The 14914-nt window shown below is 33.6% G+C and carries 12 protein-coding genes; 6 read left to right on the top strand and 6 right to left on the bottom strand.

The features are described 5' to 3' along the window. Nucleotide 1 precedes the first annotated feature (1 nt). Entirely contained in the window at nucleotides 2-814 is an 813-nt protein-coding gene (pyrF, locus tag DMZ43_RS09845) for an orotidine-5'-phosphate decarboxylase (RefSeq protein ID WP_131507858.1), read from the top strand. Next, nucleotides 814-1605, top strand: a complete 792-nt coding sequence (locus DMZ43_RS09840; RefSeq protein WP_131508014.1) for an ABC transporter substrate-binding protein — start codon at nucleotides 814-816, stop codon at nucleotides 1603-1605. The genes pyrF and DMZ43_RS09840 overlap by 1 nt, the downstream gene beginning before the upstream one ends. On the opposite strand, the gene DMZ43_RS09835 is transcribed toward DMZ43_RS09840, so the two are convergent. The 4 genes from DMZ43_RS09835 to DMZ43_RS09820 all read right to left on the bottom strand — a co-directional run bounded on the left by DMZ43_RS09835 (nucleotide 1574) and on the right by DMZ43_RS09820 (nucleotide 6107). After that, a complete protein-coding gene (locus DMZ43_RS09835) occupies nucleotides 1574-1801 on the bottom strand; it encodes a Lacal_2735 family protein (RefSeq protein WP_131507856.1) in 228 nt (75 codons plus the stop codon). The genes DMZ43_RS09840 and DMZ43_RS09835 overlap by 32 nt on opposite strands. Before the next feature lie 158 nt (nucleotides 1802-1959). Continuing rightward, a complete protein-coding gene (locus DMZ43_RS09830) occupies nucleotides 1960-3318 on the bottom strand; it encodes a hypothetical protein (protein WP_131507854.1) in 1359 nt (452 codons plus the stop codon). A gap of 10 nt (nucleotides 3319-3328) precedes the next feature. After that, on the bottom strand, nucleotides 3329-5728 hold the full coding sequence (locus DMZ43_RS09825) for a TonB-dependent receptor domain-containing protein (protein WP_131507852.1): 2400 nt from the start codon (nucleotides 5726-5728) through the stop codon (nucleotides 3329-3331). 202 nt (nucleotides 5729-5930) lie between these two features. Continuing rightward, nucleotides 5931-6107 carry a Lacal_2735 family protein gene (locus tag DMZ43_RS09820; RefSeq protein WP_129761583.1) on the bottom strand — a complete coding sequence of 59 codons (177 nt, stop codon included), beginning with the start codon at nucleotides 6105-6107 and terminating at the stop codon, nucleotides 5931-5933. A 256-nt stretch (nucleotides 6108-6363) separates the two neighbouring features. Between DMZ43_RS09820 and DMZ43_RS09815 the strand changes: the two genes are divergently transcribed. Continuing rightward, nucleotides 6364-6870 (top strand): hypothetical protein, encoded by a 507-nt coding sequence (locus tag DMZ43_RS09815; protein WP_131507850.1) that lies wholly within the window; start codon nucleotides 6364-6366, stop codon nucleotides 6868-6870. A 16-nt stretch (nucleotides 6871-6886) separates the two neighbouring features. On the opposite strand, the gene DMZ43_RS09810 is transcribed toward DMZ43_RS09815, so the two are convergent. Next, a complete protein-coding gene (locus DMZ43_RS09810; RefSeq protein WP_131507848.1) occupies nucleotides 6887-7594 on the bottom strand; it encodes a DUF4197 domain-containing protein in 708 nt (235 codons plus the stop codon). 172 nt (nucleotides 7595-7766) lie between these two features. On the opposite strand from DMZ43_RS09810, the gene DMZ43_RS09805 reads away from it, so the two are divergent. After that, entirely contained in the window at nucleotides 7767-8897 is a 1131-nt protein-coding gene (locus tag DMZ43_RS09805) for a TlpA disulfide reductase family protein (RefSeq protein ID WP_131507846.1), read from the top strand. Nucleotides 8898-8928: 31 nt separating this feature from the next. Here DMZ43_RS09805 and DMZ43_RS09800 read toward each other — a convergent pair whose 3' ends face one another. Next, nucleotides 8929-10029: an OmpA family protein gene (locus DMZ43_RS09800; protein WP_131507844.1), complete on the bottom strand. Its 1101-nt coding sequence runs from the start codon at nucleotides 10027-10029 to the stop codon at nucleotides 8929-8931. Between the two features lie 541 nt (nucleotides 10030-10570). Between DMZ43_RS09800 and DMZ43_RS09795 the strand changes: the two genes are divergently transcribed. After that, complete coding sequence (locus tag DMZ43_RS09795; RefSeq protein ID WP_131507842.1) at nucleotides 10571-14014, top strand: methylmalonyl-CoA mutase family protein; 3444 nt, start codon at nucleotides 10571-10573, stop codon at nucleotides 14012-14014. A gap of 92 nt (nucleotides 14015-14106) precedes the next feature. Next, nucleotides 14107-14799 (top strand): type I restriction enzyme HsdR N-terminal domain-containing protein, encoded by a 693-nt coding sequence (locus tag DMZ43_RS09790; RefSeq protein ID WP_131507840.1) that lies wholly within the window; start codon nucleotides 14107-14109, stop codon nucleotides 14797-14799. Nucleotides 14800-14914 lie beyond the last annotated feature (115 nt).

Raw genomic sequence — 14914 nt, 5'->3', positions numbered from 1 at the left:
AATGACAACACACCAACTCACTGAGCAAATCAAAAAAAAGAAATCCTTTTTATGTATAGGATTAGATGTTGATTTAAACAAAATACCACAACACTTACTACAAGAGGAAGATCCTATTTTTGCATTCAATAAAGCCATTATTGATGCTACACACCATTTGTGTGTTGCCTATAAACCTAATACAGCATTTTATGAGGCTTATGGACTTAAAGGTTGGAAAGCGCTTGAAAAAACCATAATGTATCTTAATGTAAAGCATCCTGAAATCTTTACTATTGCTGATGCAAAACGTGGTGATATTGGTAACACAAGTACCATGTATGCTAAGGCTTTTTTTGAAGACCTTGCTTTTGATAGTGTAACCGTAGCACCTTACATGGGAAAGGATTCTGTAGAACCATTTTTAGCTTTTGAAAATAAACACACTATACTTTTGGCGTTAACTTCTAATGCAGGTGCTTTTGATTTTCAAACCCAAAAGGTTGATGAGGTTGAGTTGTACAAACACGTTTTAGAAACTTCAAAAACTTGGAATAATTCACAAAACTTAATGTATGTTGTTGGTGCTACAAAAGCTGAATATTTAGCTGAAATACGCAAGATTATTCCTGAGAGTTTTCTTTTAGTGCCAGGAGTTGGTGCTCAAGGCGGAAGCTTGCAAGAGGTTTGTGACTACGGAATGACCAATAATGTAGGTTTGCTTATAAACTCTTCACGAGGGATTATATATGCGTCTAATGGAGAGGATTTTGCCCAGGCTTCTGCTGCAAAAGCTAAAGAACTTCAAGAGCAAATGGAGAGTATCTTATCGTGATGTATGAAGACCAACTCAATAGAGCACTTCAGTTTAATACAACACCAAAGCGAATAGTTTCTTTGGTGCCAAGTCTTACAGAGTTAATTTGCGATTTAGGGTTGGAAGCATCTCTTGTAGGTGTTACTAAGTTTTGCGTGCATCCTCAGCATGTAAGGACTAATGTTGCTGTAGTAGGAGGAACAAAACAAGTTCATATTGATAAAATAGAAGCGCTTCAACCAGATATAATTCTTTGTAACAAGGAAGAAAATACCCAAGATATTGTTGAGGACTGTTCTAAAGTTGCTCAAGTGCACATAAGCGATATTTACACTATTGATGATTGCTTAGCGCTAATTACAATGTATGGTGAATTGTTTGCTGTAGAACAAAAAGCACAAGAATTGGTTAAAACGATAACTGCAAAAAAAGCAGATTTTTTAAGAGGCATAAGTAATAAGCCCAAGCCTAAAGTAGCTTATTTAATCTGGAAAAACCCTTGGATGGTAGCTGCACAACAAACGTTTATTGATTATATGCTTTCAATAAATAATTTTAAGAATGTTTTTGGCGCGTTACAGCGTTATCCTGAAGTGGATTTGAAAGATGAAAAGTTTAAGGATGCAGAATATGTTTTTTTATCTACAGAGCCTTATCCTTTTAAGGAAAGTGATGCCATAGTTATCCAAGCATCGTACCCAAATATTAAAGTGATTTTGGTAGATGGTGAACTGTTTTCGTGGTATGGTTCAAGACTCATTAAAGCTTTTGATTACTTTAAAAAGCTGCATCAAGAGTATTTGGATTAGAACGTTTTAAGCTCAATATTCTTTTCTTGAGTTTAGAAGCTTCATGGTATAAAAAGTCGCTCAAACCAGAGTCGGTTTGGGTAACGTTATACGCTTCCTCAATAAAGTTTAAATACGTACTTTCTAATTCTTTTAGATTCAAAACCTTCCCAAGGTTTGGTCTAATTCTTCCTACTTTACAAAAATGTGTGTTCATAAACTTGTTTTTATATAAATACGAGTCAATGAAGCTTTTAGACTAGTGGTAAAGGTTAAATAATTGTGAAATATAAATTAAGAGCGAAAAATTATTGAATAAAAAAATCCGTAGAGAAATTCACCTACGGATTTTTTTAAGACTAAAAAGCAATAATTTTAGAAAGCACCAATAAAGTGATTTCCTGGTTTGTTAATTAGTTTTGCACCTTCAGTTACTTCACCAGTAATGCTATTGATGATGTAGATGTTTCCATCTTGACCTACAGGAGCAACTGTTACATACACATCATTACCATCAACTACAAAGCCTTGATATTGAAAAGCGTATAAGTCTACATGGTAAGGTAAATCTACTTGTTGAGCGGTTGCAGAGTTCAAATCTACACGAGCTAAATAGCTTTGTTGTTGATTTGAAAGTGATGATGTTTGTGCTCCATCATGAGTATAATGAACAAAAGCAATTCCATTTCCAGCATATCTCCAGTTTTGAATATATGATCCAGTTACGCCTAAAGCAGTGTCAAGACTGAATACAAATGTGTTATCATACTCATTGTTTTGGTTTATTTTTAAAATGTGAGAACCTCCAGAATCTCTTTGAGTCGCTTGGTAAACGTTTCCATCTTCAGCAACAAAAGCATTAAAACTTCTGTATCCACTAGTATCTCCATAACCTACAGTAGAAGTAATAATTGTTGGGTTGTCTAAAGAAGGATAATCAACAACAATTGACTTAGAGCCTAAACGTTCATAATCTGATTCGCTATTTCCTGTTTCAGGATTAGTTTTACGCATCCAAGTACCAATAATCAATTTGTCGCCTGCTGCATTTAATACTGGTGAATCTAATCTAAAAATGTAATGACCTAAAGCTTCTTCTTCCGCAGCAAGAGGAATTTCATACGATTTAGTTTCTGAGATTAAAGCATTAACTAGATCTAAAGATAATACAGTTGCAGTACCTCTTGTGTATAGGTAGTTACCATCATTGTCTGAATTTACTTGTGGTGAAGTAACATTAACAGCAACACCTGTTTGATCTCCATCAAAAAGTTTTGCCCATCTTGGGTTTGTCCCTGCATATTGTGAAATATTTACAGTACCACCAATAGGGCTAAAGTCTTGTCCGCCACCAACAACATATTTTTGGAACTCACCACCATTGCTACCACCATAAGCAATATTGAAAAAAGTAGAACCATCAACTGAAGATTGTAAACGTGCAGTTCTAGCAGATTGAACTAAATATCCATTTTCAAAAACATCAAATGTTTTATTTGGGTCTTGTGCATCTTGTTTGCTTATAGAGTATACCAAAGTACCTCCATTACCATCTCCTGGAGTTCCATCATCTGTTCCCATTATGGCTCCAGCAACAGTAATCCATCTGTCTTCAGTTTGACCTGAACCATCTGGAGTGCCACCATTATCATCGTCACTACTACAGCTAGTCGTGAAAAATAACGTACTTAATGCTACTGCAAAAGTTAAAAGTTTAAAGCTATTTCTTTTCATTGTATATATATTAAAGGTTATTGATTGTATAATTTAATTTTATGTAAAAGGCTCTTCCAGGTTTTTGAACTGCAAAATTGTCAAAAGCTCTTTTGTTGAATATGTTTTTCATATCTAAGCTTAATACTACCTTTTTACTTGGAAACATGTAGCTTACTCCTGCGTCATGAATAAATTGTTGAGGAACATCAAAAAAATCTGTTCCAGCGTTGTTTCCGTAAGGTTCTAGCAAGTAATTAAAGGTGTCAACAAACATGAAATTGTAAAATACATTTAGCTCAGCTTTTTCTTGAAGAATGTTTTTAAATTGGTACTGAGCGTTTGTGTTAATTGTAAATGTTGGCTCGTTGGGTAATTTTCGTTCGTTAAATTGATTCTTATAAGTAAGATCTAATTTTGAAGCGTTTAGTACTATTCTTAAATTGTTGTTGTATGTATAGTTTAACTCGGCATCTATTCCTTTTGAAATAACATCACCTTGATTTTCAAAAGGTAAAACTTGAACATTGCTATTTAATGATGTTTGTACTTGTGTGCCAATTCTATCTTTAATGTTTCTGTAAAATACATTGGTAGCTAATGATAAGTCGTGTTTTTTTATGGTGAATGTCCCAAGTTTTAAGCCTAAGTTAATATTATTGCTTGTTTCAGGTCTTATGTTTGGGTTTTCAATAATGTTATCTCCAGCATCACCAAATACTTCGTTTTCGGTTGGGAGTCGTACAGCCTTTTCTGCTGAAGCTAAAACTGTAATTAAAGGTGATATCTGGTAGGATGTAGCGACACCATAACCTTGAATGCTAGTGTTGTTACTTACAACATCTTCAACATAAGTTGGTTCGTCATCAATAGTTTCAACCGTTGGGTTTGTTCTTTCAATATGTTGTTGATAGTTTTTTCCAAAAACAGAAGCTTTTAGCTTGTTGTTGAATGTATTAAGTTCATAACTCAATGAGGTTATATTTTTGTGTAAATAACGAGTACCCATAAACCTTCTTTCTAGAACAGAGCGTATTTCATCATCATCCTTTCTATCTACAGCTGAGAATAGGTGGTTTAATAAAAACTTATGGTTTTTATTTAAACTATAGGAAAGACCAGTTCGTATTGAGGAAACCTTTCGATTAATGTTTGCAATAGTTGGCTCGCCTTGTTGAGCGCCTTGAGGTCTTAAAATAGGTTGACCATTCAGGTCTAAGCTTTTTTCGCCATACCAATTATAGTTCCATTTTACGGTATCATTGATAACTCGATTTCGTTCTCCATAAAGTCCATGTAAGTTGAAGTCTAAGCCTTTAGTTAAGATGTCTTTTTTAGAATATGTTAAGCTTACGATGCTTGCATCAGCTTCAGTAAAACGACCTTTGTAAGGAATGGTCATAAAAGCACCATGTTGTATTTCGTTGTAAGAGTCTGAACCTGTAAAACCAATTAAGAATTTATCAGCCCATTTAACATCAGTAAAACCTGCTTCAATAATTCCGCCATAAGATCTAAAGGCATCATTAAAACGTTTGGCACGAACATACTGTAATTGTCCATTGGGTTGTATGTTGTATACATTTGATCCCCAAACTTCATAATCATTATCTGAATAATTAAAAAAACCAGAAGCTTTGATAGTAAAGCCTGAATTTTTAAAACGGTAAAGCCCATTAAAATTCAATTGAGAGGTATTAAATGAACCGTAAGAAGCGGATGCCGTAAAGCTGTTTTTGGCATCCTCTTTTAGTACAACATTAATAGCGCCTCCTAGAGCATCATTTGATAAATGCCCAGGAACAACACCTTTGTAAACTTCAATTCTCTCAATCATTGAAGGAGGGATGCTGTTTAAATTGAAAGAAGAGCCATAAGTGGAAATTGGGATGCCATCAATAAATATGCGTACAGCATTACCTGACAATCCATTTATATTGTAGTTAACAGCAGAACCTAAACCTCCATTTTGTCGTATTCTAACACCTACGGTTTGATTAAGAAGCTCGTTTGTTTGTATGTTTCTAATACCAGCTTCTTTAGTTTTAATAACGTCAACAGCAAATCCTTGCGTCTCAACAATTTTTTCTTTTGATTTACCAACAACTAGAACTTCTGAAAGTTCTACGTCTTTACTTGACTCTACAGTATAATTTACAATTTTATTTTCGGTGTTTACTTCAATTGTAAATGTTGTGTCAGTAATCTCTATTGATGTTACTTCTATTTTATGAACTCCATAAGGAACTTTTCTAAATTCAAAAGCTCCATTATCATTTGTGGTGCTAAACTTATTGAGTTGTTTTATATATACATGTGCATTAATTACTGGAGCGCCATTTTTTAAAGTTATTGTACCTGTAATAGTGCTGGTTTGTGAGTATACTAGAGCAGAAAATAAAAAGAAAACAAAGCTAAAAAAACGAATCATTTATTATGTTTGAGGCGTTAAAACGCTGCAAAGTTAAGTCTATTTAGAATTAATCCAAATAAAAACTAAACATAATAATTGAATTTTGGATCTGTAATTTTTTTAACTATTTATTAGTTGATTTGTTAATTATAGATAGTATGAAATAGGGAGTTCTTATAAAATTAATGTTTTTATAAATGTAGTAAAAAGTGGGAGTGAATTATCTGTTTAAATATTTCAACTTATTGAGCTTATCAAGTAATTTTATAGCTCTATATTCAGAAATGTCACTGGTTGCAGAATCTGTTTGACGTAAATTGTAGGCTTGTTCAATAAGTTGCTTGTAGCGAATTTGCAACTTTAGCTGGTGCTTTTTTATTTTGGATAAATCTTTCATTCCTACAGCTTTAGAGTATTAAATATATTCAAAAAAAAGTTAATCGGCAACTTAAAGTTTAAAATTGTTAATAAAAAAATCGACCCTAGGAGCAGGTCGATTTTTCAAACTAACTTTTCTAATTTAATTTTAGTGAAGGATATTCTCTTTTGCTAACACTGCAAAGATGCGGCTTAATCTAAAGACTAATGTTATGTTAATATTAGGTTTGGATTAAGAATCATTTAATAAATTTAAAAGAACTAAAACTCTCACTATGAAACAACTACTGCTTTTTTTAATACTTGTCTTTTCTCCGGTTTATATAAACGCACAAAACAATGCGTGTAATTGCTGTACCGAAAAGCATACAGAGTTTGATTTTTGGATTGGTAATTGGGAAGTGACAAAACCTGATGGAACACCTGCAGGTACAAATGTTATAGATAAAATACAAGACAATTGTATTTTACGAGAAAACTGGACAAGTGCAACAAAAGGGTATACAGGTACTAGTAATAACTTTTATAACACTACAACCAAACAATGGGAACAACTTTGGATTGATAACCAAGGACAGAGTTTGCACTTAAAAGGAAATAGGATAGGAAATCAAATGATTTTAAAATCGGATGTTGCTACAAACAAAGCTGGTCAACCTTATTACCATCGTGTGACTTGGACTGCTAATGACGACGGAACTGTTAGGCAATTATGGGAAACTATTACCAATGACAATTCAGTAACCGTTGCTTTTGATGGTTTGTATAAAAAGGTAAAATAAGTGCTTTAAGAATTGCTTAGTCTTGTAAAGCGAATACTTTTTTAAGCAAATCAGTAGTACGTGATGACACTTTATTTCTGATTTCTTTTTCCTCAACAGCAATCATTGTGTAAACACCTTTTAGTGCTTCGCCTGTAACATAATCGGTTAAATCAGGGTTTACGTTATTAGTAAAAGGAATACTGTTGTATTTATTAATAAGATTTGCCCAAATTTGGTCAGCACCAACTTTAGTAAACGAATTATTAATTACAGGGTGAAACTTGTCGTACAATGCAGTTTGGGTTTTACCTGTTAGATATTGAGTAGCAGCATCGTCATTACCAAGTAAAATGTTTTTAGCGTCATTAAAGGTAATGTCTTTAACTGCACTCACAAAAATAGGAGTTGCTTCGCTAACTGCATCTTCAGCAGCTCTGTTTAATACTTTTAAGCCTTCATCAGCAAGATTATCTAAACCAATATCACGTAGGGCTTTATCTACTTTTTGAAGTTCTTCAGGTAATACAATTTTTACCAACTCATTTTTGAAAAAACCGTCTTTTTGAGTCAATTTACTTACTTGTTTGTCGATACCTTGGTCTAGCGCTTCGCGTAATCCAGATGCGATATCAGCATTACTAAGTACACTGCCATCTTGAGGGAGTTGGTCAATTACGTTTTGTAATTCGGCACAAGAGTTAAGAGTAAAAATTGCAAGTAAAACAAAAAGTGACTTTTTCATAGGTGTGATTTTTGGTCAAATTTACAAAAGCAGTTTTTTATAATACAAGTATTATTGAAAATATTAACACACCAAATATTTAGTAGTCATTTAATTAAAATGAAAAAATATAATTAAAACACTATTTTAGCACAATAGTTGTTATGACATTAGTGTTATATTGTTACTTACTATGAAAATTGATTATTTATTTAAACCTTTTTTACTCGCTTTTGTTTTCTTACCATTTTTTTGTTTTGGGCAAATAAATGTTTCAGAAAGAGTTCAACTCTCAAAATCGGCAAAGAGTTCTGAAAATACACTGTATTTTATTGATTTTTGGGCAACTTGGTGTGGACCATGTGTGTATGCTAAAGAGTATTTGGGCGTGCTTCAAAAGCAATATCCTAATGATTTTTATGTGGTTTCTATTTCGCAAGAAAACCCTGAATTGGTTAGAAAATATCTAAAAAAACGTCCAACTGATTTAGCAGTTTTTGTGGATTATGAAGGAGAAACATTTAAAACTCATAATATAAAGCTATTGCCTCACGGAATTCTTATGAATGCAGATGGAGGTGTGTTGTGGGAAGGTAGTCCAACCGATTTTAAAGCATCTGATTTAACAAGGTTTTTACGTAGTAACACAAAGAAAAAGCATGTAGACAAGTTTTTTAAGGAGAAAGATATAAAAGTTGAAAAAGTAGACGCTGAATATCAGCCTAATGCAGACTTTGAAATAGAAAGATTAAAAAATGAATCTTTCTATTTTTTACAAATACAAGAACACGCAGAGTATGTTGAGTTTAAGGGAAGTATCAGAGCTATCATAGCTTACAATTTAAAAGTTCATGAAAGTCAACTGAAATTGCCTGATGATTTAGGTGGTCAATTTCAAGTGTACGTATCAAAAAGTAATAGTCCTTATGGCAATCATATAACTGAAATTATAGATGCTTTAGACTTAGAGATAAGCTATTCCGAAGTGAAAGGTGAGGCTATGGTGTTTGATATAGAAGCTATCAGGTTTTGGGATGTTAATCAGATAGATTGGGGAAGAGATACAGCTAAATATTTAATCGATGAGTATCAAATACAAGCAGATAATGTAACTTTTAAGGAGGTGTTGTACCAACTATCACAGGTTTTAGAGAAGCCAGTTGTAACGGTTCAAGATATTACTGATACTGCTGAGCACGATTGGTCCATTCATTACAAGTTTTATGATTTGATGCAATCTGATTTGTTAGATAATTATGGGATTAAAGCTGAAGCAAAAACAACTAGTTATAAGTTATATACGTTAACAAAAAAAGCCCCTTAAAGGAGCTTTTTTTATTTCTATAAAAAAGAAATTAGTTGTTAATTACTCTAAACTCAGTACGTCTGTTTCTTTGGTGTTCAGCTTCTGAACAATCAACACCATTAGAACAACGGTTAGTAAGTCTAGACTCTCCAAAACCTCTTGCTGTTAATCGGCTTCTAGAAACACCTTTAGATACTAAATAGTTTACTACAGAGTTTGCACGTTGCTGTGATAAAGATCTGTTGTAGTCATCGTTACCTCTAGAGTCAGTGTGAGACATAATTTCTATGCTTACGTTAGAGTCGTTTAGTAATGGTAATAATGTTTCGTCTATTACTTTTTTAGATGCAGGTGTTAAACGAGCACTTGCAAGTTCATAAAATATTGGTAAAACAGTTGGATTTAATAATTCACATTCAACTTCTTCCCAAGTTGTAATACCACCTTTTTTAGCTAAAACTGTTCTGGTTACTGTTTCGTATTTAGCAGGCACAGTTACGCTAGTTGTTGTAGCTGGAGTTTCAACTACTTGACGTGTAATAGTTGTGTATTCCGCTGGAATTTCAATTTCGTCCATTCTTGCAGGAGTCTTAATCACACGCTTTTTGTAAGTTGTTGATTGCTCATCAACAGGAATTCCGTTAGTAGTTGCGTCACTAGCTAAAGTAGTAAAAGGCACATCTCTAAATTGTGCAGGATACTCCACAAAACAAGTAGCAACACAGTCTTCTTTGTTAACTGAAGGGCAATCCTCTAGTATTTTGTATTCCCATCCTGAAGTTTTTGGGTAAACCTCATATGTGTTAGAGTCTTTTCCAAAGCTTGCTGGTACAACTCTTAAGTCAGTTCTTCCTTCCTTTTTTACATAAGGAACTTCAACGGTTTCATAAACTGCTGGTGTGTAAACATACTTTTTTGATGCTTCTTTAACCAATACAGTTTCTTCAACAGTTTTGTAAACAGCTGGAACAACTTGTAATGTAGTGTAAGCAGGATAAACTTGTAGTGTTTCTTCTACTTCTTTAAATTCGTCCTTAGTGATACACTTAACGTAGCATTTACCTGGTTCAGGATTTTCCGGTAGGCCTTGAGCCTGAGAAAAACTTATACCTGCTAAAAGGAATAAGCCTAATAATAATTTTTGTTTCATAGAATAAAAATTAGTTAATGGTTATAGTTTAATTTTTACGGTTTTTTTAATGACCGCATTCATTAGACCCATAAATAACTGATGCGTCACTTTTTTAAATCACTAATTATCTATTTTTATAACTATTGAATTAATTATTGTTCACATTTAGTGTTAAATTGTTTGATAAAATTTAATAAATGTTTGCTTTTTATGGTTTTTAATTAAAAAAATAGTCGGAAGTGTTAAAGAATGTTTTTTATGCAATTGTAAATCAATTGGTTGCTTTTGTATTAAAATTCGCACTAGACTCTAGCTTTAAGTGGAGTGTAATTGTAAAAGGTTATAATTTATAGAGTTAGGGGTTTGTTGCTTTGATGTGATAAGTGATTTGATGATTTTTTAGAACGAAGACTTTAATAAGGCCTCTTAATTCATTTTCTAGATGCTATTGATGATTATATACCTACTCTCAATTTTTGTATTAGATATTTTGGTATAAATCGAGTATTTTTTTGAATATTCCGTAAATTTGTGCCTCTTATAATTAGATTTTTTGTCAATGAAACAAATTCCGCCATATAAACCAAAGTATAAAGTACGTATTGTTACAGCAGCCTCTTTATTTGATGGACATGATGCCTCAATAAACATCATGCGTCGTATTATCCAATCTACAGGTGTTGAGGTTATTCATCTTGGGCATGACAGAAGTGTTGAAGAAGTTGTAAATACAGCCATTCAAGAAGATGCCAATGCCATCTGTTTAACATCATATCAAGGTGGTCATAATGAGTATTTTAAATACATGTATGACTTGCTTAAAGAGCGAGGAGCAGGACATATTAAAATCTTTGGAGGTGGAGGAGGAGTAATCCTTCCTTTAGAGATTAAAGAGTTAATGGATTACGGTATTTCCAGAATCTACTCGCCTGATGATGGTCGTGAAATGGGACTTCAAGGGATGATTAACGATTTGGTACAGCAATCAGATTTTGCTATTGGTGACCAACTAAATGGTGAAGTAGCGACTTTAGAAGAGAAAAACCCAAAAGCTATTGCACGTGTTATTTCGTCTGCTGAAAACTTCCCAGAAGTTGCTAAAGAAGCTTTAGACGAAATTCATGAGAAAAATAAAACGTCTAAAACGCCTGTATTAGGAATTACAGGAACTGGTGGCGCCGGAAAATCTAGTTTGGTAGATGAGTTGGTGCGTCGTTTTTTAATCGACTTCCCGGAAAAAACTATTGGTATTGTTTCGGTAGACCCATCAAAACGTAAAACAGGTGGTGCGCTTTTAGGTGATAGAATTCGTATGAATGCTATTAATTCACCACGCGTATACATGCGTAGTTTGGCAACGCGTCAATCTAATTTAGCCTTGTCAAAATATGTAAACGAAGCTGTTGAAGTATTAAAAGCAGCGCACTACGATATCATTATTTTAGAAACGTCTGGTATTGGGCAAAGTGATACCGAAATTTTAGAGCATAGCGATGTATCCTTGTATGTGATGACGCCAGAGTTTGGTGCAGCAACACAGCTGGAAAAAATTGATATGTTAGACTTTGCAGACTTGGTAGCGATTAACAAATTTGATAAGCGTGGTGCATTGGATGCGCTTCGCGATGTAAAAAAACAGTACATGCGTAACCATCAATTGTGGGATACCAATCAAGATGATTTACCTGTTTTTGGAACGATTGCTTCGCAGTTTAACGATCCAGGAATGAACACGCTTTACAAAGCAATAATGGATAAGGTCGTTGAAAAAACTGATGCTGACCTGAACTCTACTTTTGAAATTTCAAAAGAAATGAGTGAGAAAATCTTTGTGATTCCACCAAACAGAACACGTTACTTATCAGAGATTGCAGAAAACAATCGTGCGTATGATAAAACTGCTAACGAGCAAGTTGAGGTAGCTCAAAAACTATATGGTATTTATAAAACTATTGGTTCGGTAGCAGGAATTTCAAACGAAAAGGAATACGCGTTTTTAGATAACAAAGGTATTAATCAGGATGAGATTCTTGAATTGGTTAAGAGTGATAACGATAAAGAATTTTTAGATCTATTAATCAAAGAGTTTGACCGTGTGAAAATGAATTTAGATCCTTACAACTGGGAAGTTGTAATAGGTTGGAATGAGAAGGTCAACAAATACAAGAATCCTGTTTACACATTTAAAGTAAGAGACAAAGAAATTAAAATAGACACGCATACCGAGTCTTTATCACATACACAAATTCCAAAAGTCGCTTTGCCAAAGTATCAAGCTTGGGGCGATATTTTACGATGGTCACTTCAAGAGAATGTACCTGGAGAGTTTCCGTATACATCAGGATTGTATCCTTTTAAACGAACAGGAGAAGATCCTGCGCGTATGTTTGCAGGAGAAGGCGGTCCAGAGCGTACCAACAAACGTTTTCATTATGTGAGTCAAGGTATGCCAGCAAAACGACTATCAACAGCTTTTGATAGTGTAACGCTTTACGGTAACGATCCAGACTTACGTCCTGATATTTATGGTAAAATAGGAAACGCTGGTGTATCTATATGCTGTTTAGACGATGCTAAAAAACTCTATTCTGGTTTTAACCTAGCAGATGTGATGACTTCGGTAAGTATGACTATTAATGGTCCTGCGCCAATGTTGTTAGGGTTCTTTATGAATGCTGCCATAGACCAACAATGTGAGCTTTACATCAAAGAAAACGGTCTAGAAAAAGAGGTTGAAGCAAAGATTGCCAAAATATACAAGGAAAAAGGTGTAGAGCGTCCTAAATATAATGGTGAGCTACCAGAAGGAAATGATGGTTTAGGCTTGTTTTTATTAGGCGTTACTGGTGATCAAGTATTGCCACAGGATGTTTACCATGATATAAAAACACGTACCATTGCACAAGTTCGTGGTACTGTACAAGCTGATATTTTAAAAGAAGATCAAGCGCAAAATACGTGTATTTTCTCTACGGAATTTGCACTGCGTTTAATGGGAGATGTACAAGAGTATTTTATTGAAAATAATGTGCGTAACTTCTATTCGGTGTCTATTTCTGGGTATCATATTGCAGAAGCAGGAGCCAACCCTATTACGCAATTGGCATTGACATTATCCAATGGTTTCACTTACGTGGAATATTACTTAAGTAGAGGTATGGATATTAATAAGTTTGGACCAAACTTATCGTTCTTTTTCTCTAATGGTATCGATCCTGAATATGCTGTTATTGGTCGTGTGGCACGTAAAATTTGGGCAAAAGCCTTAAAGCATAAGTATGGTGCCAACCCAAGAGCACAGATGTTGAAATACCATATACAAACTTCGGGTCGTAGTTTGCATGCCCAAGAAATTGACTTTAACGATATTCGTACGACACTTCAAGCATTGTATGCTATTTATGATAACTGTAACTCGTTGCATACAAATGCTTATGACGAAGCAATTACTACGCCAACCGAAGAGAGTGTGCGTAGAGCAATGGCTATTCAGTTGATTATTAATAAGGAGTTAGGACTTGCTAAAAACGAAAACCCAATACAAGGGTCGTTTATTATAGAAGAGCTTACTGATTTGGTAGAAGAAGCAGTATTATTAGAGTTTGATAGAATTACAGAGCGTGGTGGTGTACTTGGCGCTATGGAAACCATGTATCAACGTAGTAAAATTCAGGAGGAAAGCTTGTATTATGAGACTTTAAAGCACAATGGTGATTTTCCAATTATTGGAGTAAACACCTTTTTGAGTAGTAAAGGGTCGCCAACGGTACAACCTGCTGAAGTTATAAGAGCTACAGAAGAGGAGAAGCAATACCAAATACAAACCCTTGAGAATTTACATAAGAGTAATGATACCAAGGCGTTGCTAAAAGCGCTTCAGCATAAAGCGATTAATAACGAAAACATTTTTGAAGCCTTAATGGATGTTTGTAAAGTGTGTTCTTTAGGACAAATTACTGAAGCCTTATTTGAAGTAGGCGGACAGTATAGACGGAATATGTAACTCAATAACAATAGATTAATATAAATTAAATCCCAATTTTATTTGGGATTTTTTTATATTTAATACCTAACTAATTTTAATTACTTACTAAAATGTTAACAGCTATTCAAAGAAAAAAATTTGAGGACAGTTTTAAATCATACAGAAGAAAATATATTTCAAAGAAATATGCTCAATTAGATGAGTCTGGAACAAGATTAATGATTAATTACTTTTTAACTGAAGTTTTAGGATATGCTGAATTAGAAGAAATTAAAACAGAATTTAGAATTAGAGGAACTTATGCTGATTATGTCATTCAATTAGAAAAAAAACAAAGGATGATAATTGAAGTAAAGGCTATGCAATTGGATTTGTCTGATAAACACATAAGACAAGCTGTGCACTATGGTGCTGACGAGGGTATTGATTGGGTTTTATTGACTAATGGAAGAGAGTTTTCATTATATAGAGTGATTTTTGGGAAACCTATAGAGTATAAGCAAGTGTTTTATTATGATATAAGAGACTTAAATGTTTTTAAAAAATCATTAGCAAGTTTTGAATATTTAACAAGAAAGTGCATGTTGAGTGGTGATTTAGAAAAGTTTTGGAAAATGAATCAAGCCACCGAACCTCAAAATTTATGTAAATATCTATATGACATTAATATTTTAAAATTTTTGAAAAGATCTTTAAAGAAAGATGCAGGTTTAAATTTTTCTGAAGAAGAAATATTAGACTCTATACATGAAATAATTATAACTCCAATAGATTCTAAAAAACCTAAATTCAAAAAAAGATAAAAATTGATTAATAACCACAGTTTCAATACCCATTCTATTTTATCTTTTCAAAGGCCTTAAGCCCATATCTAACAATGAGATGTTGTTTGACTACACTGGAGCAACTAAAGCAGGT

This window comes from Meridianimaribacter sp. CL38 (genome assembly GCF_004328055.1).
Taxonomy (GTDB): Bacteria; Bacteroidota; Bacteroidia; order Flavobacteriales; family Flavobacteriaceae; genus Gaetbulibacter_B; species Gaetbulibacter_B jejuensis.
Note: the sequence above shows the minus strand (reverse complement) of the source record. Positions and strands in the feature narration are given on the sequence as shown.